The sequence below is a fragment of the Pseudomonas sp. GW821-FHT09H03 genome (assembly GCF_059415945.1).
In genome coordinates this window covers 219696-241197 of the sequence record NZ_JBWKOF010000010.1, presented here as the reverse complement: position 1 = coordinate 241197, position 21502 = coordinate 219696, and the positions used below count along the sequence as shown (strand labels likewise).

Sequence of the window (21502 nt, the reverse complement as noted above, 5' to 3'; positions counted from 1 at the left end):
TGAAGTTTTCGGTGACCTGGCAGTCGCCACCCGAAGACCTGAGATAGACTGGCGCCCATTCATCCGTCAACCGAACAGGAGTTCCCATGACCCCGTCGCTATTAATGGCCGTACTCGCCTCAGGCTTCATCTACGGGATCACCCCGGGACCTGGTGTGCTGGCGGTGTTCGGGATTGGCGCAGCCCACGGGCGGCGGGCCGGGGCGGGGTTTCTCTGCGGGCATTTGCTGGGGGATGTGGTGTGGTGCAGCACTGCGCTGATCGCAATCGTTGGCGCGCGGGAAATCGGCAGCACGGCCTTCGATGTGCTTGGCCTGCTCAGCGGGCTCTATCTGTTCTGGCTCGGCTTGCGTGCAGTGCGCGCACGACGCAGCAGTGCCCAGACGCCACAAGGCCCGGCGCGGCAGCCGTTCTGGCACGGCATCCTGTTCGGCCTGACCAACCCGAAGGCATATCCCGTTGCAGTGGCGACCTTTACCGCGTTGCTGTCCAGCCGTGCGGAACTGCTGCATTGGTCGATGTTGCCATGGTTGATCGTACTGAGTTTTATTGGTGGCCTTTTGGCATACGCTATTCTCATCGGTATAGTCGGGGCGCGGCAGGTGCGCACCTTGTATCAACGCCATGAATTGGCTATCACCCGCCTGTGCGGGATAATGTTCATCGGTTTCGCCATCAATGCCCTGGTGCATGCCTTGCCGGGGTTGGTCAGCAACAAGGCTTGACGCTGATTCAGGATGCATCAGCGCAACCGTCAACGCATGGGCGTTTGCGCGGTCAGGGATGGATTGGGTCGCTGTACTGTCCGGAATCGCTCACTGCACCATGGCAATCAGAAACTCCGCGCCGCTGGCGAGCTACATCGACCTCCTGCTGGACGCCGTCTGTGCGGTGGACAAACAAGGTCGCTTCGTCTTTGTCAGTGCGGCCTGCGAACGCATTTTCGGTTACAGCCCCGACGAACTGGTGGGCCAGCCGATGATAGAGCTGGTGCACCCGGCCGATCGCCAGCGCACCCTGGACGCCGCTGGGGAAATCATGGGTGGCGAGCCCAAGTTCAATTTCGAGAACCGCTACCTGCGCAAGGATGGTCGGGTCGTGCACATCCTCTGGTCCGCACGCTGGTCGGAAGTCGATCAGTTGCGCATTGCGGTTGCCCGCGACATCACCGAGCGCAAGCAGGCCGAGTCAAGGCAGGTGGCGCTGTTTGCGATTTCCGAAGCGGCCCACGCGGCAGAGGATCTGCTGGCATTGTTCAAACGAATCCACATGATCATCGGTGAGTGGCTGCCAGCACTGAATTTTTCCGTGGCGCTGTATGACGAGCACTGCGCGCAGCTGAATTTCCCCTATCACGTCGATGACCACGAGCCACAACCGGAGCACCCGGGGTCCATCACCGGGCGACTGTGTGCCGAGGTCATCCGGCGCGGCCAGCCGATCCTGCTGACCCCGGACCAGGAACAATTGCCTGTGGGATTCGAAATGATCGTGACCGGCCATGAATCACCCTGTTGGCTGGGTGTGCCGCTCAATTCGCAAAACGGCACCATCGGCGCGCTGATCGTCAAAAGCATGCCGGGCGGCGAGCGCTACACCGAACAGGACAAAGAATTGCTGCAATATGTTTGCGCCCAGGTCGCCACTGCGATCGAGCGCCAGCAATTACACGCGCGTCTGCAGCACATGGCGCAATACGACCAACTGACCCAACTGCCCAACCGCGAACTGCTGCGTGACCGGCTCAATGCCTCGCTGGAAGTGGCGCGGGAGAACGGCGGGCGCATGGCGCTTCTGTACGTCGACCTCGACCGCTTCAAGCAAGTCAACGATACCCACGGCCATGCGGTCGGCGACCTGCTGCTGCAAGCAGTGGCCAACCGGCTCAAGGGCTGCGTACGCGAAACCGATACCGTGGCGCGCATTGGCGGCGATGAGTTCGTGGTGTTGCTGCACAGCATTCACGCCGCCGACGATACCGACATCGTGGTCGGGAAAATCCGTCAGGTTCTGGTCCAGCCCCTACGGCTGGACGGGCACAGCCTGAATATCCAGCCGAGTATCGGCGTCGCCCGATACCCCGATCACGGCACCGAAGAAAAGCAGCTGTTCAGGCACGCCGACGAGGCCATGTATAGCGCTAAACGCGAACAGCACCTGCGACGGTTCTGAATCCAGGTCGCCGTTCGTCGCGGTGCGAAACTATTTTTCTAAACCTTTTGCATCGCGAAAATTCAGATTCTATGCGGGCGCAAGTTCGCCGCGATCATCAAAAAGAGGAAGAGAATCATGCCTAACTCAAGAAACTCGAACTCGGGAAATTTCGCCAACGATCGAACCAAGGCGTCTGAAGCAGGTCGCAAAGGTGGGAAAACTACCACCACGACTGTCGATAAAGAGCCTGCGAAACCCGATATGGGCCGCAAAGGTGGCCAAAAATCCAAGTAGTGGTGAACGTAGTTTTGATTGAGAAGCGGGGGCGAAAGCTCCCGTTTAAATTTACTCGAGGAGGGCGCGACCATGCACCGGATGGCCACCCGAATACGATGTACCAGTTTTGCCACGTTACTGGGCCTGTGTGCCAGCAGTGCCTTCGCCCAGTCCCCCGTCGAATTCATCGATGATGCCTCGGCCAAAGGCATCGCGGATATCGAAGCCAGTCGCCTGGCGCACCAGAAGTCCGAATCCAAAGAAGTGAAGGACTACACCATTGTCGTCATCAACGACCGCACCACCGCCAACCAGCACCTGGCGAAAATCGCCAGACAACTGGATTTGCCGGTGGCCCCACGGGAACAAGTGGTGGAAAAGGCCAAGACCCTGATGCCCGAAGTCATGGAAGGCTCGAACTTCGATCAGGCCTATGCGGCCAGCCAGGTCAAAAACACCCAGGAAGCCATCGAGCAGTTTGAGCAAACGGCGCAAACCACCGATGTGCCGCAGATCAAAGCCTTTGCCGAGGAAACCCTGCCAAAGTTGCAAAATCACCTGCAAATGGCCAAGGCACTCCAGGCCAGTCGCTGATCGTCAGCGGGTGGCCCGGGGGCCACCCGCAAATCGCGATCAGCAGTTATTCAGATCCTGCTTGCCTTCTTCCTGAACGACGACGCCACCCACGGAAACGGTCTGGCCTTCACCCAGTTTGCGATACTGCTTTCTCAAGGCTTCGAGCTGCTTGAGGTCGAGCGCTTCCAGCCCCAGCATCGCGTTCTGCGCCTCCTTGGTCACTCGCAGTAACTCGTCGACCTTCAAGTGCAAGATGTCGGTATCGCGGTTTTGCGTGTTCTGAATCAGGAACACCATCAGGAAGGTAATGATGGTGGTCGAGGTGTTGATGATCAGTTGCCAGGTATCGTTGAAATCAAATATCGGACCGCTCAGGCCCCATAGAAAAATCAACAGGATCGCCCCCAGGAACGTCTTGGGACTGCCAGCCCACAGGGCGAGTTTTTGTGCGACTTTTGCGAACTTCATGGCCGTGATTCCTTATGAGAGGGCGCCTGAAATTCAGACACTGGCGGCGGGATGAAAATTCGACTGTTTGTTACTGACTGTTGCATGATCGCTTTTCGAAACCTTTGGCGGTGCCCGTAACGGTATCGTAGCGGTCCGCTGACATGGCATCGAAAAGGAGAACGCAATGAGTTGGTCCGCCAGACAATACGTCGCTTTTGAAGATGAGCGCACCCGTCCCGCCCGCGACTTGCTGGCGGCCATCCCGGCCGCGGACGTGCGCTCGGCCATCGACATCGGTTGCGGCCCGGGTAACTCGACCGAGTTGCTGGTGGAGCGCTTTGCCAACGCCACGGTGCGCGGTCTGGACAGTTCCACCGACATGATCGAGGCCGCCCGCAAGCGTTTGCCGCAATTGCAGTTCGATATCGCAGACATAGACTCCTGGAGCGACAGCGGCCCGTTCGATGTCATTTTCGCCAACGCGGTATTGCAGTGGGTACCCGATCACGCAACGTTATTGCCTGCGCTGGTGAGCAAGCTTGCACCGGGCGGCAGCCTGGCGATCCAGATGCCGGACAATCTCAATCAGCCATCCCACCGCTTGATGCGTGAGGTGGCTGCTGATGGCCCTTGGGCGAACAAACTGGCAAGCGCTACCGGGCAACGCACGGAAATGGCCGATGCCGCTGGCTACTATTCGATGCTGAAATCTCACTGCAGTCGAGTCGATGTATGGCGCACCACCTACCACCATCCGCTCGCCGACGGAGCCTCGGGAGTGGTGGAGTGGTTCAAGGGCAGCGGCCTGCGGCCGTTTCTCGAGCCGCTGGATGAGGTGGAGCGGGCTGAGTATCTGAAACAGTATCAGGCGGCCATCGAGCGGGCTTATCCGGCACTGGCCGATGGCTCGGTGCTGTTGCCGTTTCCGCGGTTGTTCATCGTCGCGACCCGCTAATACCTGAAGGGGTAGGGCACGCCGAGCGTCGTCTGCCCCCTTGCCTCATCCATCAGCGCTGAACACTGAGCAACATCATCATGGGTCGCTCACGTTCTTCGGCCAGTGCCGGTTGCGCTGCTACCTCGGCATCCGTCGGTCCCCATTCGTCCACTCGCAGGATGTTGAAGCCCGCGCCAATCAGCAGGTTGAGCAAGGTGCCGAGGGTCCGGTGCTGCTTGATCACGCCGTCCGCCAGCCAGTTGGTCACGCGCTCACCTTCCAGTTGATAGCTATCCACGGGCCAGCTCTTGCGGCCCTCGGTATCGATGATCCACCCAGGATTGCGCGGCGCCATGAAGATCGGATGCTCGATGGAGAACACGAAGCGCGAACCGGGCTTGAGGGCTGCGTGGATAGTCGTGAATAGCCTCGGCAAGTCCTTGATGTAATGCAGGGCCAAAGAGCTGTAGGCCAGGTCGAAACTGGCGGCCGGCAGATCGAGGTGCTCCATGTCCGCACGTTCGTAGCGCACGCTTGATGCCGAGGTGGTCTTGCGTGCCTGCTCCAGCATCTTTTGCGAAACGTCCAGGCCGAGTACGCTGCCGACGCCTTGCTCGCTGGACCAGCGACAGAACCAACCGTAGCCGCAGCCCAGATCCACGACCTTCAGGCCTTGCATGGGTGGCAACATTGCTCTGAGTGCAGGCCATTCGGGTGCTGCATCCAGGCCGCCGATGGAGCGGGCCATCTGGCTGTAGCCGTGGAAGAAATCGGGGTTGTCGTAGATGTTTTGAGTCATGCAAAAGTCCATGTACCGGGAAACGAGGCAGGCCCGAACATAGTAGTGGATCAAGCCTTTGGCAGAGGTTCGTACATGAGGTTACGCCTTGTGCCTGAGTTACATTGGTGAAATGTGAAAATCATTGCTTAGTGGGCGCTTCTGATTTTTTGGCCTGCCAGGATCGTTTCATCCACGAACTGCAGTGTTGGTAAATCACTCCTTCGGGCGGTCACTCGTTCAGGGCGATTCAGTAGTGCCTCCTGATCTCCCGCAGCATGTGCATTGTGCACCGCAGGTTCGGGAGTCTGAGGAGCGCGTGTAGTTGCGTGAGTGGGAGCAATAGAGGGTTGAGCCATCGGTGACCTGTTAACTGTAACTGGTGGCGTGCTCAGGTTCGATCTTAGGAGTGATGAACGGGAAAGTGTAGAGGTATCGACAAGTGAAGCTACCGACGCACCCCGTAGGGTTACTCTTGCTGTTTCTGCTAATGCCCCCCTCAAGGCAAACGTCAAGCTGGCTGTCCCTGCTGCCACACTCGCAGCTGCCAGAACGGGGGAGGAAGTTGCAACCGCTGCCGTAGCGAGAAGCACGCCGGCTCCCCCCGACCCAAGCGCCAAAGCTCTCGCCCCGTTTAAATGAGCAAAGTTTTTCACTGAATTAGCTATGCCCATGAGCGAGAAATATCCACCTGCGGTCCCCGCAAGGTGAATCGCAATGGCCGGAACAGCGACGCGTCCTGTTGGATCGCGACGATTTATGGGGTCTGCGCCACAGTACATGTAGGGGTTTACTCCACCCGCCCCGAATGGGCTCAACCTGTCGGGACTGTGGAAACGCATCAGCGCCGGGTTATAGGCCCGATAGCCATTGCCCAGCATGTACCAGCTAGTACGAGATTCCCGCAACTCGCCATTGAAACCCAGCTGGGTCGAAACTGGGCGGCCAGCTGAGAGGTGCCCGTAGGCGGTGTATGTTATCGCGTGTGCGTCACCCTGACTCACTTCTGCCTGAACGGATTGACTCTGGTTGGTGGCGAGTAGAATCGTATGTCGGCTTTTTATCGATTTGGGTGACATCATAGGGTTTGCACCTACGTGTTAAAGAGGATGGTGTGGTTGTTTTACAGTAATTGCTCTGACGTCTGTACTAGCAGAACTGATAGTGCTGGGTCCTGTAATGAGCTTTCCTGTTCGACATGTTTGGTCCAATCCACCAGATCCAGGCTCAAAAAACCGGCCATCACGACCGGTTTCTCGTATTTCTACACACCCCCCCGAGGGGCAGACGTGGCAGCTTGTGCCAGTAGAGCGAGCCACTCAGAAAAACCAGCTGCGATCATCTTCCAGTTTCTGGCTGCACTGCTTCAGTTGCGCCTGGTAGTTGCGCGATTGTTGTTCCACTTTGCGCGCCACTTGTATCAGCCAAGGCTTGCTGAGATGGGAGCCGCGACTATAGTCGCCACGACCTTCGTGGTAGGCCAGATACTGACTGTTCCTCGAACGCAGAGCGCACGGCCTCCACAACACGTTCTGCAATATGCTCATCTTCTAGCAGCGGATACGATTTCTTTAGTTTGCCGGACACTATCCAGCCGTTCTCCTTGATGGAGCGGATAATGCGGTTCGCGTCCTGGTCCGGCATTTCCACAACCTCTTTCAACTGCTCCTGAGCGCGCTGAAAAATCACCAATACTCTGGCTTCATCCGCCATTTCCTTTCGAATCGTATGTTCGACGACGCGAGCGGTGTACAGGACGTGTTCGGTCAGATCGGGATATCGCCAAGTGAAGCAGGCGTCCTCGTATTCATCGAAGATGAAGTTGCTTGGTGTCCCGTCCTCGTAGGTCACCAGTTCGCCGAACCGATAGGCCGTCGCGTAGCGTCGCATGAACGGTCGCGAAAACACTTCGAGTGTACGATCGTAGCCCGCCCTGAAGTCGATCGAGCTTGTGATGGTGGCTGATACCGGCAATATCACACCGTCAGGCACTGCCTTATCCCGAATCAGGGTGTCGTTGATCAGGAACCGATGAATCCGGCCATTGCCATCGCGCATCGGATGGATGTACACGAAACCAAATGCCAACACGGCGGCACGTGCTATTGACTCCGCGCCACGGGTTGCGACCTCAAACTCGTTGAGCCCTGCCAATAGCCCGGCAAGATCCGCAGAATGAGGAGCAATGTAATGCACGATGTCCTCGCGCATTGTGGCCTGCCCCACAAACTCAGGAGAGCGACGTAATCCCAGTCCGATCGCGTCACGTCCCAGGATGCCGGCTTGCATGGACGTCAGGCTGTCGTTGCTCAACGGGTTTTCTATATGGCCGCAGTGTTGAGCAATAACATGGGCAAACCGCTGGATGCGGTCGGCCTGGTCGGCTTCCTTTTCGATGAGGAAGCTTGCGCGCGATTCCTTGAATGTCAGCCAACTGGCCGTACGCATCAGGATATCTGGGCCAAAGGTTTGGTCCAACTCATCCAACGCCTCGCGCAGATCGAATTGCAGAGCTTCCTGCACTGGCGCTGTTCGACGAACCACGGGGCAAAAACCAGCTGTGCCTGGCAGGTTGTTATTGATCCGCCAACGCCGCGTTCGCAGTGCCTCACGTCGAGTCAGGTAGTCTTGGGGAGAAAGTGCCTGAACATAAGCGCCATTGGTCACGTCAGGCACATCCAGGCGTTCGCCTGTCAGCCATTCATAAAAGAATCCCGTGCGCCGGGCGTATTGTCCGAAAGGTTCACGTCGACACCAGTCCTCGATAGGCTGCGGGCCTATGGCCGCAAACAGGCGAGCAAAGAACTCAAGATGAATCTCTTCGTACTTGAGGCCGAACTCGAAATGACCTGCGAAATCGTCCGTGGGGCGATACCTTGGTGGATACCGGTTCTCCACCTTCCCGCCACTTTCACGACTGACTCGCACAGTGCCGATTATCGACTCAACGCGCAGTGGCTGTGCCAGAGCGATGTTGTGACGGTTCGCGAGGGTCTGAAAACCGACTTGCATTGACGAAATCCTTTATCGAGGCAAGAAAAAGGCTAACAAGAAAGCGATTTTATGGCAAAACGTTAATTTCTTCAGTGTAAAATCACTAATGCTGAAGGAAATTTGATACTAAATATGGTGTCTGCGAGAAAAACGTTAACAGGACCTAAGGTAGTCGGTATCCGGCGCCAGCGCTCGGTCACCGATCAGCGGAAGATGGACGAAAATGCGGACGGGGATTTTTGTCGAAGAGTCGCCAATTTAGCCAACGGTCTAATTCCAGCAAATCCAAACAAAAAAAGGCCTTCAAGACTAATGCCGATCAGTTAGGGACAATTCCTGAGGGAGTGAAACTTAGTGGCGGAACGCCGCATCGCCCCGTTGGGTCGCGAAGCGGCCCGAGAAAATGGGACTGCTGCGCAGTCCAGCGGGGCGATGCGGCGTTCCGACAAGCCCCCTCGCCACAAAGGTTCGCTCCCATAAGGGTTGCGGTGTTTGATGCCTTAACTGATCAGCATTAGGCCTTCAAGACCGGTTTTATATCTCTACACATCCACGAGGGGGGCAGCCCTTGAGCTTGCGCCCGTGGACGCGTTACTCAGAAAAACCAGCTGCGATCATTCTCCAGTTCCTGGCTGCACTGCTTCAACTGCGCTTGGTAGTTGCGCGATTGTTGCTCCACTTTGCGCGCCACTTGTATCAGCCATGGCTTGCTGAGATGGGAGCCGCGACTATAGCCGCCACGACCTTCGTGGTAGGCCAGATACTGGTTGTAAGCATCCCATTTGGAGATCCCGAGTTGGCGCTGGGTGCCGGTGGTGTACCAGCCGATGAACATGATCGCGTCATCGAAGTTGTCCCGTGAGCCGCCATTGCCGGTGCCGTCCTTGTACTCGCCCCACACAGGATCCTGCGCTTGTGCGTAGCCGTATGCGGAACTGACCCGGCCCCAGGGGATGACCCACAGCAGGTAGTCGCGAGGGGGGAGTGCATCGGAAACAAAACTGCTTTCCTGCTTCATGATCGCCATCGCCACAGGTAGAGGCGTGCCCCATGCCTTCTGCATGTCCAGGGAGTCTTCGTACCAGTCCGGGTATTCACGATAAATGTTGCAGAGGTTGTTCTGGTCTTTGGGTGGCGCCGTTGCGCAGCCCGTCAAAATCATCAGAAACAGCAAAAATATCCACGTTCGCCTTTGCTTCATTCATAACATCTCTGAAAGGAGTAGGGCGCCGTCAGTCCATGTATGCGGCTCCTGATTCCTATGGACCAAAGCACCGACAGCAATGTCTGATGCCTTCCTGATCGACCGGGTCACCCGATACGCAAGATGGGTTTGTAACGTCTTGCTACCGTTGAGCCAACACACTTGCGCACAAAAAACCGGCCACTTGGGGCCCAGAGGTACATCACTGAAACAAAGTCATCCGCTCTGTTGCAACACCTTGAGCGCCGCCGAGGCGAGCTCCGGCGGAAAAGCACCCCGCAATGTCAGGGACTTCCACGCCCCAGGCGTGTTTTTCGTCGCCCATTGAAATCGCAATCGGGTAAAGCATGTTGATCGTCCTCCGAGGACTCAGCGCTTCGGGCTCGTCAGAGCAGCGCCGTTTCAATCGGCGCCGACATACCAGGATCGTCGATCCGGGTTCCCGCGCCGAGCTCGGCGAGGCGCCGTGCAATCTCGCTCGCCTGCCGCTGGGCGAGCGCCGCGCAGCCCTCGATATTGATCAATGCACGCCGTTCCACATCGAACACCAGGGCGATGGACCCCACCAGGCCCACAGGTGGCATCAGGATGGGAACGGCCAAGCCCATGGCGCCGGCCTCCAGTTCTTGTTCTGAGAGGTAGTACCCCCGCTTCCGTACGTCGGAGAAGTGGGCCTTCTGCGCAGGCCAGTCGGCACCCAGCCGTTGGAGGTCGGGGTCGTCCATATGCTTTTCACAGATCTTGCGCAGGCGCGCCGGTGGCAGGAAGGCGAGCATGGCCTGCGACGGCGCGCCGCGAAACATTGGCATCGGATGTCCTCGCGCGAAGGCCTCACCCGCTGGGTAGCGGCCGACCTGCTGGTGCACATTGACTACTTCATCGTTGTACATGCGGCAAAGGAAGCTGGTGAATCCGGTTTCCTCGGAGAGGTGCTGCAGGGGATCGCGTGCCGCTTTGAGCAGCGGGTCCGACTGACGAATCCGGTAGTCCAGCATGATGATCCGCGCTCCCAGCGAGTAGTGGCCGGAGTAATTGGCCAGGAAGCCGGCCGTCGACAGTTCGCGCAGGTAGCGGAAAGCCGTGGGGCGAGACAGTTGAAGGCGCGCAGCGACCATCTCTGCTGTCAGCAGGGTATCGCTCTCGGAAAATAGATCCAGCACATCGGTCATTCGGACAAATTTGCTCATCGAGCGGGGACTCCAGGGTGATTGCCGTCGGTCGTATGTAAAATCTCAATATTTGACACTTTACGTTATTTTCCTCATATTCTCCAAAACAACAACATAGAGGCTTAGCCCATGCCCAAGACTTTTGAACCCATCCGGCGCCTTCATCATTTTGCATGGCGATGCCGCGACGCAGAGGAAACCCGCGCCTTCTACGAGGACATCCTGGGCTTGCCGCTGACCCACGTCGTTCTTGCCGACAGCGTGCCCAGCACGGGGGAGAACTACCCCTTCGCGCATCTTTTCTTCAGTCTGTGCGATGGCTCTTCTATCGCTTTCTTTGACCTTGGCGACGACACGGCGGCGCAGCCTTCCCCCAACACTCCGGCCTGGGTCAACCATCTTGCCCTGAAGGTCGACTCGATGGGCGCCATGGAGCGGGTTCGACAGAAACTCGAAAGTGTCGGCATCGAGGTCCTCGGCATTACCGACCACGGATTCGTACGTTCGATCTACTTCTTCGACCCCAATGGCGTTCGCCTTGAGTTGACGATCGACATGTCGGATGAGCCAGTCTCTAATTCTGATATTGAAACAGCTCATGTGGAACTGGGCAAGTGGATGTCCGAAAAGGCCGCCCGGCGCGCCGTAACGGTCTGAGTTGCTGAAGGAGACGTCGGATGACTCAAGATATTGAACACCAGTGGGTGCATGTGGGCTACCCCGAGTCCAGCTTGGTCACGGAGAGCTACGGCTTCGTCGGCAGTCAAGGCGTCGTCAATCTGGAGGGAGTGCTGATCCGGCCACGCGAGGGCGGGCGCCATACCGTCTTCTTGATGATGCACCCCAGTTCCACGCTGCAGCTGTTGCCACTGCCGGGCGCCATGGCACAAGCGGGTCACTCGGTGCTGTGCATGGGAAGCCGCTATGCCAAGAACGACACCGCGCTGATCTACGAAAAAGTCGCGCTGGACCTTGGCGCCTGCGTGCGTTATGCCAAAGAGGTCTTGGGCTACAAGAAGGTGATCCTGCTGGGCTGGTCCGGCGGCGGATCGCTGAGCCTGTTCTATCAGTCGCAGGCCCAGCAACCGACCATCACTCACACGCCTGCCGGCGATCCGGTTGACCTCACGGCAGCCCAGCTCTGGCCGGCGGACGGCTTGGTGCTGGAAGCGGCGCATCGTTCGCGAGCTCGCTGCCTCGCCGACTGGATCGATCCTTCGGTACTTGACGAAGGCGACCCCACCCGCCGCGATCCGCGTCTGGACATCTACTCGTCAATCCAGCCGGTGCGCGCTCCTTACCCCGCGGACTGGCTCGCCGAGTACCGTGCGGCCCAGGTTGCCCGGATTCGGCGCATCACCGTGCGAGTGCGCGAAACCCTGGACGAACTGCGCCGCACGGGCGGGGCCGAAATGGAACGCGGCTTCGTGACCCATCGCACCATGGCCGACCCTCGCTTCCTCGATTTGCGCATCGATTCCAACGACCGGGCCCCCGGTTGCTACCTGGGCGTTCCGGAAACCGTTAACAGCGGACCGGTCGGCCTGGCGCGCTTCTCGATGCTGCGCTCCTGGTTGTCGCAATGGTCACTGGATGACTCGCAGGCCGACGGCGAAACCTGCGCCCGCGCAATAACGGTGCCGCTGCTGGCCATCGAACATGGTGGCGACGACGCCGTCCCGCAGCCCGACATGCGCCTGCTCTACGAGGCCTGCGCCAGCACCGACAAGCGCTTCGAGTTGCTGCCCGGTGCCAACCATTATTTCAAGGGTCAGCCGGAACACCTGAAAAAGGCTGTCGCCTTGATCGGCGGCTGGGCTGAACAGTACGAGAGGAGACTCCCATGACAACTCCACTTTCCGGTCTGCGCGTGATTGAAATGGGTACCCTGATTGCGGGTCCCTTTGCTGCCAAGACACTGGCGGATTTCGGTGCCGACGTCATCAAGATCGAACCGCCCGAAGGCGGAGATCCCTTGCGGACATGGCGCACGCCCGAGGGCGAGACTTCGGTGTGGTGGCATGTGCAGTCGCGCAACAAGCGCTCGCTGGCTCTGGACCTCAAGCACCCCGAGGGGCAAGCCCTGGTGCGTCGCCTGGCCATGGAGGCCGATGTGTTGATCGAGAATTTTCGACCAGGCACGCTGGAGGGCTGGGGGCTGGACTTCGAGACCCTCTCGCGGCTCAACCCACGCCTGATCATGCTGCGCATCTCCGGCTACGGACAGACCGGTCCGATGCGTGACCAGCCCGGCTTCGGTGTCATCGCAGAGGCGATGGGCGGCCTGCGCCACATTACCGGCGAGCCTGGCCGCGCACCGATACGGCCCGCCATCAGCATCGGTGATTCGCTGTCAGCCTTGCATGGCGTGATCGGCCTGCTGATGGCGCTCTACCACCGCGACGTGCGCGGCGGCCAGGGCCAAATGGTGGACGTCGCCCTCTACGAATCGGTGTTCAACATGATGGAGGGCGCCATTCCCGAATTCGATCGCTTCGGCATGATGAGGGAACCGGCGGGTAGCGCGTTACCTGGTGTGGCCCCCACCAATGCCTACCCCTGCGCAGACGGGCAGTTCGTGCTGATCGCCGGCAATGGCGACAGCATTTACCGCCGGCTCATGGCGCTGGTTGGACGCAATGATCTTGGCGTGGCCCCGGAACTCGCTAGCAATCCGGGACGAGTCAAGGCCATGACTGTGATCGACGAAGCCATTGCAACATGGACCCGGCAGCATTCGCTGGTCGATGCACTGCAGGCGCTCGCAGATGCCAAGGTCCCCGCCGGCCGAGTGTTCACAGTGGCCGACATGATCGACCACCCGCAGTTCCTGGCGCGCGAAATGGTGCCCGAGGTCTCCCTCGCTGACGGCTCCACCTTGCGCGTCCCCGGCATCACCCCAAAGCTCAGTGCCACGCCGGGGCAGATCACGAGCATGGGCCCTGACCTCGGTCAGCACACCACCGAGGTCCTGCGCGCTGCAGGTGTATCGGAAGAAGACATCCATCGGCTGCGCGAGTCAGCAGTGATTGCTTGAGGAAAACAACCACATGAAGAATCTACAAATCCTGGGTATCTGCGGCAGCTTGCGGCGTCAGTCCTACAACCGTAGTGGCCTGCTCGCGGCGGCAGAGAACATGCCCTCGCATATGCGAATGGTCGAAGGCAGCCTGCGGGGCATTCCTGTATATGACGGCGATGTCGAGGAGCAGGGCATTCCGGCAGAAGTCCTGCGTCTGGCCGAAGAAATCCGGTGCGCCGACGCGCTGCTGATCGCCAGCCCCGAGTACAACTTTTCGATCAGCGGCACGCTCAAGAACGCGATCGACTGGCTGTCCCGCACGACGCCCCAGCCCTTCAAGAACAAGCCGGTAGCGCTGCTGTCGGTCACCCCCGGTCCTGTCGGCGGCGCGCGGCAGCAATACGAACTGCGCAAGGTCCTGGGCTGCCTGGAAGCCATCGTGCTGCCGCGTCCGGAGATCTTCATCGGTCTTTGCGCCCAGCGGTTCGACGCCGACGGCAGGCTCGTGGATGAAACGACCCGCGGGCTACTGGGCGCGCAGATGCACGCCTTGAACGAATGGATCACACAGGTCACCCCGCGCGATAGATAACTGCGATTCCCAAAACTGCGATCCCAATAACAACAATCCGGGACAAACCATGAACACATTCAGCAAAGCTATTCGAGCAGCCCTTGGCTGCACCCTCTTGGTGGCGTTGCCGGCCATGGCAGAGGACACCATCAAAATCGGCATGATCACCGACAAGGTCGGGCCGGCGAAGCCGTATGCCGAGCCGGTCTCGGCCGGTGTCACCTTCGCGGTCAAGCAACTCAACGCCAAGGGTGGCCTGCTCGGCCGCCAGATCGAACTGCTTGTGGAGGACGACCAGGGCCGTCCGGACATTTCGGCCACCGCCGCGCGCAAGCTCGTGGATGCTGGCGCGGTGTTCATCCTGTCCAATTCGCTGACTCCGGCGACGCAACAAGTGCAGACTGTGACGGTGGAAACGAAGACGCCCCAGTTGGCCCCGAGCAATAGCGGCGACACCTTGACGACCCAGCTCAGCAATCCCAACTTCTGGCAGACCGGCCCGCTGGGGTCGACCCAGATCGCCACGCTGCTGTCCTATGCGGCCAACAAGAAGTACGTCAAGGTGGCCGTGGTGTCTGACAACACGGAGCTGAGCCAGCTCACCACCAAGTCATTCAAGGCCGGTCTCGAGAAGGCCGGCATGCAGGTCGTCGCCGAGGAGATGATCTCGCGCGGTACCACCACGGCCGAGCCGCAGATGCAGAAAGTGCGCGCAGCCAATCCGGAGGCCATCTTTCTCACTGGCTTCCTGACGCCTGAAAACGCCCTCATCCTGCGTGCCTATCGCCAGCTGGGCATGAAGTCCGCCTTGCTGGGTAACTTCAACTTCTCGACGCCGCAAACCGCCGCAGTGGCCAAGGGCTTGCTAGACGAGCTTGTCTTCGTCGATGCATTTGATCCCGCCAAGCCAGAAGTCGCCCGCTTCGTCGAATCGTTCAAGAAGGAAGTCGGCAACGAGCCCTACAACCTCAATGGCTACGGATACGACGGGATGATGCTGGTCGCCGACGCGATCCAGCGCGCCGGCAGTACCGACAAGGAAAAGGTGCGCCAGGCCATGCAGGCAACCAGGGACTATGTCGGCGTGATGGGTGCAACCGGTACCGGCTATGGCTTCGCCGACGACAAGCGAACCGGCTTCGATCCCAATGGCATGGTCGTGCGCGTCTACACCGGCGACAAGCAGGGGCCGGTCGTTCACACCGGTACCAAGTAAGCCCCCAGGCTACTGTAAGGAATCCTATGAACGACTTTCTGGAACTGCTTGTCAGCGCCGCCGCCAGCGGCTGCATATATGGTCTGGTGGCCCTGGCTTATCTGTTGATCAACCGGCCTACCGGCATCATCAATTTCGCGGTGGGTGAGTGGGCCATGGTGGCCGCCTTCGGGGCCTTCGTCGCGCTCTCGCTCATCGAGATACCCTATCCGCTGGCCATGGTCCTGGTGCTGCTGTTGATGCTGGTGATCGGCTGGCTCACCGAACGGCTGGCGGTGCGCCCGCTGGTGGAGAAAGGCGCGCCCCATGTGGCGCCCGTGCTTGCGCTGCTGGGCATGCTGGTGGTGTTTCGCGAGTTGATCTCCATCGGCTTCGGTGCCGATCCGCAACCGGTGCCGCCTGCGCTGGGCTTCGGACGATTCGAACTCGGGGTGCTCGCGGGTTCGTACCAGAGCTTCTTCATCATCGCGGCCACCGCACTGGTCTTCGTCGGCGTGTGGTACTTCTTCGAACGCACACTGACCGGCAAGTCCTTCGAGGCAGTAGCGATCGATCGTCGTGCCGCCGCGCTCATGGGCATTCGCCTCGGGCGCGTGACAGCCGCATCCTTCGCGGTGGGCGCGGCGGTTGCCGGGCTGGCTGGCATGTTGGTCTCACCCAACATTTCGGCCCACTACATGATGGGCATGCCGCTGGCGGTCCAAGGCTTCACCGCGTTGGTGATAGGCGGCGTCTGCCGCGTCGAAGGGGCTCTGCTGGGCGGACTCGTGCTGGCCCTGGTAGAGCAATTCACGGTGCGCTACGCCCCCATCCCGGCCGGCCTGGCAATGGGTGTCCCGCTGGTCCTGCTTATCCTCTTCCTACTGGTGCGCCCCACCGGATTGCTACAGGCCCGGGAGGCTCGTATATGAAATCCCTCGTACGCTACATCGTCGCCGCCCTCGTGCTATCTGGCCTGGCCTTTGTCCTGGGCAGCTATCAGATGGACGTGTACCGCAAGTTGCTGCTGTGGATCACATTGGCCCTGAGCTACAACTTCCTGTTCGGCATCTGCGGTCAGGTTGCGTTCTCGCACATTGCCTTCTACGGCATCGGCGCCTACTCGGTGGTGATCTTCATCACCCAACTGGCCCTGCCTTTGCCGCTGGCTGTCATCGCCACGGTGGCGGTCTGCCTGGCGCTGGCGCTGATCGTCGCCATTCCGGCCACTCGCCTGGCCGGCTTCTACCTCTCGCTGGCCACACTGGCCTTCGCTCAGCTATTCATCGTGGTGCTGAACGAAGGTGGAGCCGTGACCGGTGCCACTGGCGGCCTGACCAACTACAGCCTGCCAGCGATGTTCGGCGTCACCGTCACCGGCCCCTGGTATACGGTGGTGATCGTGTTGCTCTTGCTTGCAACCTTTGCCACGTTGTGGCGTCTGGACCGGTCCTGGTTTGGCCGTGCCTGCCGCGCAGCCCGTGACAACCCGGAAGCCGCCGTCGCCATGGGCGTGGACGTGCGCCGCACCAAGGTACTGGCCTACACCATCACCAGTGCGCTGGCCGGTGTGGCCGGGATGGTCTACGCCTTCGTGGATAACACCGTCAACCCGGCCATCTTCAGCCAGGAGGCCGTGTTCCAGTTGCTGTTCATGGTCGTCGTTGGCGGCGCCGGCCGGCCGGCCGGCGCCATCATCGGCACCACAGTGCTGTACCTCATGCCACTGCTGCTGTCGCCCCTGATCGGACATCATCATGCACTGGTGTTCGGTCTGTTCATGGTACTCGTCGTGATCTTCCAGCCGCGTGGCCTGATCGGCATTTGGGATCGTGTCGCAAGGCAATGTCGTCAAGGGCAAGGTCGCCAAGGGCAAGTGCAACTTCGGAAGGTGCAGCCATGAGCGCCAACAATCCCCTCCTGCAGGTGCGCGGCCTGGGTCGGCGCTTCGGCGGCCTGCATGCGGTCGCCGACCTTGATCTTGACGTCTACCCGGGCGAAATCCTCGGTGTAATCGGGCCCAACGGGGCCGGCAAGAGCACCACTTTCTCAATGATCGCCGGGGCGCTGTCACCCACCAGCGGCGAGATCGTCTTTGATGGACAGCCCATGGGCAAGGTGCGTCCCCACGGCTTTGCGCCGCGCGGGATTGTGCGCACCTTTCAGCACAACAAGCCTTTCGAGAGCATGTCGGTACGCGAGAACGTGATGGTGGGCATGCACAGTCGTATGCCGTCGTCGCTCTGGCAGATCCTGGCAGGGACTGGATCGTCCGCTCGTGCGGAGCGCCAAGCCGCGGCCAAGGCGGACTCCCTGATCGATTTCGTTGGCTTGTCGGAGTTTCGCGATGCCGACGTCGCCACACTGTCTTTCGGACAAGGCCGCCTGCTCGAGATCGCCCGCGCGCTGGCAGCGGAGCCCCGGCTGATGTTGTTCGATGAGCCCGCCGCCGGACTGACCGCTGCGGAGTGCCGCCGTCTGGAGGAGATCGTGCGCACGATTGCCAAACGCGGCATCTCGGTGTTGCTGATCGAGCACGACATGCGCTTCTTGATGTCCCTGGCGGACCGCGTGGCCGTACTGAACTTCGGGCGCAAGATCGCCGACGACACCGCAGCCGAGGTCCAGCGGCACCCGGAAGTGGTACAGGCCTACCTGGGCAACTTAAAGGATCTGCAGAATGCTTGAAATACGCAACCTCTCAGCAGGCTACGGCCACGGCCCGGTGATCGACGATCTCAGCCTCTCGATTGCGCGAGGCGAAACAGTTGCCGTGCTGGGCCCCAATGGCGCCGGGAAGTCCACGCTCGTCAACGCGCTGTCCGCAACCTTGCCGGTGCGCAAGGGCCAGGTCCTGCTCGAGGGATCTGATCTGGTAGCACTCACCAGCGATACGATTGTGCGACGCGGTCTGGTGCAAGTGCCGGAAGGGCGACGCATGTTCGCGCCGATGTCGGTGCTGGACAACCTCATGCTCGGTTCCATCACGCTGCCCGGCGGCAAGCAGGCGGCCGAGGAGCAGTTGCAGCGGGTCTACGAACTGTTCCCCAGGTTGGCGGAGCGCCGCCATCAGGCGGCAGGCACCCTGTCCGGGGGCGAGCAGCAGATGGTGGCCATCGGCCGCGCGCTGATGTCGAAACCGCGGCTGCTGTTACTCGACGAACCCTTCCTTGGGATCGCGCCCCGGGTGGTCGAAGAGATTCTGCAGTCGTTGGAGGTGTTGCGCGGCGACGGTCTGACTCTGTTGCTGGTGGAGCAGAAGCTGGACATTGCGCTGCCCTTCACGCAACGAGCCGTTGTACTGATCAAGGGCCGCATCGCCCTGGAGCAAACCAGTGCTGAGCTGGCGCGCCGCGACAACCTGGAAAGCCTTTACTTCGAGCTGGCCGACGAGGTCATGGCCTGACGCCGGCGCATCTGACCGCGCTGTCAACCGACTCCGAATGATCCGCTGCCCCCGCCGACGCCGACAGGTGTCGGACGGGCCTTTGCAACCTCCTAATGAGGAGCTGACTTCATGGAACGTCTTTATATCACCGATGTGTGCATGCGCGACGGGCTGCAGAACCAGTGCGCCCAGGTGTCCACCGAGGCCAAGCTGGCGCTTGCGCAGCACCTCGTGGCAGCCGGCGTTGCCAGCGTGGAGGCAACGAGCTTTGTATCGCCCAAGGCTGTTCCCCAGATGGCCGATGCGGCCGACGTCGTTCTGGGTCTTCAGCAGCGCCTGCCGACACTCCGCACATCGGTCCTGGTGCCGAACCTCAAGGGTCTGCACCGAGCGCTGCAGGCGGGTTGCCGGGAAGTCGCGGTCGTCCTGTCGGCGACGGAGGAAATGAATCGCCGCAACATCAACATGAGCCTGACGCAGGCGCGCGAAGAGTCCGCGTTGGTGCTGCGCGAGGCGCGCGCGAGCGGGATCAAGACACGCGCCTATATCGCCGTGGCTTTCGACTGCCCGTTCGAGGGGGCCACGCCGCTTGACCGCGTGAAGGTACTGGCAGCCGAGATGTATGCGGCCGGTGCCGACGAGGTGGTGATCGCGGACACCATCGGGTCCGCGTTCCCCGCAGAGGTGCGTCGGCGCATGACCGAACTGGCGACTGTCGTACCGCTCGATCGCTTGTCGATTCACCTGCACGATACCCGCGGGATGGGCGTGGCCAATGCGTGGGCGGCAATCGAAGCCGGCGTGCGCCGCTTTGATGCCAGCGCCGGCGGCATCGGTGGCTGCCCGTTTGCGCCCGGCGCTGCCGGCAACCTCGCCACGGAGGACCTCGTCTTGCTGGCCGAGAACTCGGGCTTCGACACCGGCATCAACCCAGTTGCGCTGCTGAGTGCGATCGAGTTTGCCGAGTCCTTGCTCGGCCGAACGTTGGGCGGCCATTCGGCGCGCTGGCTGATCCGGCAGCGCGAGCGGGCCGCTCAAACCTCTACGGAGGGTATCGCGCGGGCTTAACGTACAAAATTCTCCGAATTCTGTGAGCTCCACTTAACCCACACAGCCTTGAAAGCTCTTCAACCACACCTTAGAGAACAATAAAAAAATGAACAGGTATCTATCTCTCGCCACCGCGGGACTGGTTTTGTGCGACCTCAATTTCGCCCAGGCAGGCTTCGTCGAAGACAGCAGCGCGACTTTGGCCACCCGTAACTTTTATTTGAATCGGGACTTTCGCCAAAGTGGCGCTCCCCAGGCCAAGGCCGAGGAATGGGCCCAAGGCTTCATCGCCCAATTTCAGTCTGGCTACACCGACGGCGCTGTGGGATTCGGCTTCGACGCCTTGGGTACACTGGGCATAAAACTCGACTCCAGCCGAGATCGGCGTGGCACAGGCTTGCTAGCTTTCGGCCCGCAAAGCCACGAGCCAGTGGACGAATACAGCGCACTGGGCCCAACCGCAAAAATGCGCCTGTCCCAGACCCAGCTCAAAGTGGGAACCCTGATACCGACCCATCCGCTGGCGTACTACTCGGATACCCGATTGCTGCCCCAGACGTTCACTGGCGCCTACCTGACGTCGAAGGAAATCGACGACTTGACCTTCACCGCGGCGAGATTGACCGAAAGCAAGGACCGTAACTACTCGCACCGAGACGACATCAGCTTTGCCGGCCAGAGCAGCGATCATATGGACTTGCTCGGTGGTGACTATGCGTTTGGCAAAAACCTGACGCTGACTTACCACCACGGTGATCTACAGGACATCTATCGCCAGCAATACGCCGGGCTGGTTCATGTACTGCCGCTAGCAGAGGGAGTGAGCCTGCGTTCCGACCTGCGCTATTTTGACAGCAATGACATCGGCGCCAGCAAAGCCGGAAAAATTGATAACCGCAACTTCAACGGCATGTTCACCCTGTCGGTCGGGGCGCATCGAATCGGCGCCGCATTCCAGAGTCTGTCAGGCGACAGCGCATTCCCCTACATCGACACCAGCATGCCCTATTTGGTAAACCTGGTTACCTACAACTCCTTCTCCAGGGCCAATGAAAAATCGTGGCAACTACGCCATGATTATGACTTCGCAGCCCTCGGAATCCCGGGCCTGACGCTCATGAACCGTTATGTGAAAGGCGACGACATTCGCACCAGTACGGTACGCGATGGCACTGAGTGGGAGCGCGATACCGACCTCAGCTATGTCTTCCAGAGTGGAATGCTCGAAGGCGTGAACCTGCGCTGGCGCAACGTCACCTTCCGGTCCGGCAATGGCCTGACTCAGAAGATCGATGAGAATCGCCTGATCGCCGGTTACACCTGGAAATTGTGGTGAGTCCGGTGAGCCAGAATCTGCCGGTTTGTGTCTTGTTGTGGGGAGGGCAACTATGACCCAGTCATGCGCAACTGATGTATGCGCCCTGATAGAGGGACGCAAACTGTCGAGATTCCAATTGCGTGATGGTCTGTGTGTTGGTGTTGGCGTGTTCAAGCAAACAATAGTTGCTGGTTACGTGTAAGACAAAAAAAGGGCTTGTATCACTACAAGCCCTTTTTTATGTGGTCCCGGTGTCAGGAGTTGACCCTGTGCGACTCACCGCCAAGCAGGGAGGGCCGCTAAAGAAAAAGCCATTGCGCAGAAAACCCAAGCGACCCTGGTCGAGACGGGCACTGCGCGGGAATTTTTCGTGCTGCGCGACGCAGAGGCCTGGCATCTGGAACTGCACCTCGGCGC

The 21502-nt window shown here is 60.0% G+C and carries 22 protein-coding genes and 2 pseudogenes; 16 read left to right on the top strand and 8 right to left on the bottom strand.

Features of this window, described 5'->3' with window-relative positions:
* Nucleotides 1–86: 86 nt before the first annotated feature.
* From AC07OG_RS16730 to AC07OG_RS16715, 4 genes are all read left to right on the top strand, one after another.
* Entirely contained in the window at nucleotides 87–725 is a 639-nt protein-coding gene (locus tag AC07OG_RS16730; RefSeq protein ID WP_060540708.1) for a LysE family translocator, read from the top strand.
* A 100-nt stretch (nucleotides 726–825) separates the two neighbouring features.
* Nucleotides 826–2172, top strand: coding sequence for a sensor domain-containing protein (locus AC07OG_RS16725; protein ID WP_495067535.1), 1347 nt, complete (start codon nucleotides 826–828; stop codon nucleotides 2170–2172).
* Between the two features lie 117 nt (nucleotides 2173–2289).
* Nucleotides 2290–2448 (top strand): KGG domain-containing protein, encoded by a 159-nt coding sequence (locus tag AC07OG_RS16720; RefSeq protein WP_080995118.1) that lies wholly within the window; start codon nucleotides 2290–2292, stop codon nucleotides 2446–2448.
* A gap of 72 nt (nucleotides 2449–2520) precedes the next feature.
* On the top strand, nucleotides 2521–3024 hold the full coding sequence (locus tag AC07OG_RS16715) for a DUF4142 domain-containing protein (protein ID WP_495067534.1): 504 nt from the start codon (nucleotides 2521–2523) through the stop codon (nucleotides 3022–3024).
* Between the two features lie 39 nt (nucleotides 3025–3063).
* On the opposite strand, the gene AC07OG_RS16710 is transcribed toward AC07OG_RS16715, so the two are convergent.
* Complete coding sequence (locus tag AC07OG_RS16710; RefSeq protein WP_495067533.1) at nucleotides 3064–3474, bottom strand: low affinity iron permease family protein; 411 nt, start codon at nucleotides 3472–3474, stop codon at nucleotides 3064–3066.
* A gap of 166 nt (nucleotides 3475–3640) precedes the next feature.
* On the opposite strand from AC07OG_RS16710, the gene tam reads away from it, so the two are divergent.
* On the top strand, nucleotides 3641–4411 hold the full coding sequence (gene tam / locus AC07OG_RS16705; RefSeq protein WP_495067532.1) for a trans-aconitate 2-methyltransferase: 771 nt from the start codon (nucleotides 3641–3643) through the stop codon (nucleotides 4409–4411).
* 52 nt (nucleotides 4412–4463) lie between these two features.
* On the opposite strand, the gene AC07OG_RS16700 is transcribed toward tam, so the two are convergent.
* From AC07OG_RS16700 to AC07OG_RS16670, 7 genes and pseudogenes are all read right to left on the bottom strand, one after another.
* Nucleotides 4464–5192: a class I SAM-dependent methyltransferase gene (locus AC07OG_RS16700; RefSeq protein WP_218425674.1), complete on the bottom strand. Its 729-nt coding sequence runs from the start codon at nucleotides 5190–5192 to the stop codon at nucleotides 4464–4466.
* Between the two features lie 128 nt (nucleotides 5193–5320).
* Nucleotides 5321–6250, bottom strand: a complete 930-nt coding sequence (locus tag AC07OG_RS16695) for an RHS repeat-associated core domain-containing protein (protein ID WP_495067545.1) — start codon at nucleotides 6248–6250, stop codon at nucleotides 5321–5323.
* A gap of 240 nt (nucleotides 6251–6490) precedes the next feature.
* Nucleotides 6491–6664: pseudogene (locus tag AC07OG_RS16690) on the bottom strand (transglycosylase SLT domain-containing protein); the annotation flags it as partial.
* Entirely contained in the window at nucleotides 6624–8183 is a 1560-nt protein-coding gene (locus AC07OG_RS16685; protein ID WP_495067531.1) for a Fic family protein, read from the bottom strand. The gene AC07OG_RS16685 and the pseudogene AC07OG_RS16690, both read right to left, overlap by 41 nt.
* A gap of 577 nt (nucleotides 8184–8760) precedes the next feature.
* Nucleotides 8761–9366 (bottom strand): transglycosylase SLT domain-containing protein, encoded by a 606-nt coding sequence (locus AC07OG_RS16680; protein ID WP_060540701.1) that lies wholly within the window; start codon nucleotides 9364–9366, stop codon nucleotides 8761–8763.
* A 226-nt stretch (nucleotides 9367–9592) separates the two neighbouring features.
* A pseudogene (locus AC07OG_RS16675) lies at nucleotides 9593–9718 on the bottom strand (type II toxin-antitoxin system HicB family antitoxin); the annotation flags it as partial.
* 37 nt (nucleotides 9719–9755) lie between these two features.
* A complete protein-coding gene (locus AC07OG_RS16670) occupies nucleotides 9756–10556 on the bottom strand; it encodes an IclR family transcriptional regulator (RefSeq protein ID WP_495067530.1) in 801 nt (266 codons plus the stop codon).
* A 111-nt stretch (nucleotides 10557–10667) separates the two neighbouring features.
* Between AC07OG_RS16670 and AC07OG_RS16665 the strand changes: the two genes are divergently transcribed.
* From AC07OG_RS16665 to AC07OG_RS16615, 11 genes are all read left to right on the top strand, one after another.
* Nucleotides 10668–11195 carry a VOC family protein gene (locus AC07OG_RS16665; protein ID WP_495067529.1) on the top strand — a complete coding sequence of 176 codons (528 nt, stop codon included), beginning with the start codon at nucleotides 10668–10670 and terminating at the stop codon, nucleotides 11193–11195.
* A 20-nt stretch (nucleotides 11196–11215) separates the two neighbouring features.
* Complete coding sequence (locus AC07OG_RS16660; RefSeq protein WP_060540698.1) at nucleotides 11216–12385, top strand: alpha/beta hydrolase family protein; 1170 nt, start codon at nucleotides 11216–11218, stop codon at nucleotides 12383–12385.
* On the top strand, nucleotides 12382–13575 hold the full coding sequence (locus tag AC07OG_RS16655) for a CaiB/BaiF CoA transferase family protein (protein ID WP_060540697.1): 1194 nt from the start codon (nucleotides 12382–12384) through the stop codon (nucleotides 13573–13575). Before AC07OG_RS16660 ends, AC07OG_RS16655 begins: the two co-directional genes overlap by 4 nt.
* A gap of 13 nt (nucleotides 13576–13588) precedes the next feature.
* A complete protein-coding gene (locus tag AC07OG_RS16650; protein ID WP_060540696.1) occupies nucleotides 13589–14152 on the top strand; it encodes an NADPH-dependent FMN reductase in 564 nt (187 codons plus the stop codon).
* Nucleotides 14153–14201: 49 nt separating this feature from the next.
* Nucleotides 14202–15350 carry an ABC transporter substrate-binding protein gene (locus tag AC07OG_RS16645; protein ID WP_218425678.1) on the top strand — a complete coding sequence of 383 codons (1149 nt, stop codon included), beginning with the start codon at nucleotides 14202–14204 and terminating at the stop codon, nucleotides 15348–15350.
* Between the two features lie 26 nt (nucleotides 15351–15376).
* Nucleotides 15377–16261 carry a branched-chain amino acid ABC transporter permease gene (locus AC07OG_RS16640; RefSeq protein ID WP_060540694.1) on the top strand — a complete coding sequence of 295 codons (885 nt, stop codon included), beginning with the start codon at nucleotides 15377–15379 and terminating at the stop codon, nucleotides 16259–16261.
* The gene (locus AC07OG_RS16635; RefSeq protein ID WP_218425680.1) at nucleotides 16258–17232 is read left to right on the top strand and encodes a branched-chain amino acid ABC transporter permease; all 975 of its coding nucleotides are present in this window, start codon (nucleotides 16258–16260) and stop codon (nucleotides 17230–17232) included. Before AC07OG_RS16640 ends, AC07OG_RS16635 begins: the two co-directional genes overlap by 4 nt.
* On the top strand, nucleotides 17229–18017 hold the full coding sequence (locus AC07OG_RS16630) for an ABC transporter ATP-binding protein (protein WP_218425681.1): 789 nt from the start codon (nucleotides 17229–17231) through the stop codon (nucleotides 18015–18017). The genes AC07OG_RS16635 and AC07OG_RS16630 overlap by 4 nt, the downstream gene beginning before the upstream one ends.
* The gene (locus AC07OG_RS16625; RefSeq protein ID WP_495067528.1) at nucleotides 18010–18735 is read left to right on the top strand and encodes an ABC transporter ATP-binding protein; all 726 of its coding nucleotides are present in this window, start codon (nucleotides 18010–18012) and stop codon (nucleotides 18733–18735) included. Before AC07OG_RS16630 ends, AC07OG_RS16625 begins: the two co-directional genes overlap by 8 nt.
* Before the next feature lie 111 nt (nucleotides 18736–18846).
* Nucleotides 18847–19785, top strand: coding sequence for a hydroxymethylglutaryl-CoA lyase (locus AC07OG_RS16620; RefSeq protein ID WP_495067527.1), 939 nt, complete (start codon nucleotides 18847–18849; stop codon nucleotides 19783–19785).
* Nucleotides 19786–19873: 88 nt separating this feature from the next.
* Nucleotides 19874–21103 (top strand): OprD family porin, encoded by a 1230-nt coding sequence (locus tag AC07OG_RS16615; RefSeq protein WP_495067526.1) that lies wholly within the window; start codon nucleotides 19874–19876, stop codon nucleotides 21101–21103.
* The last annotated feature ends 399 nt before the right edge of the window (nucleotides 21104–21502 follow it).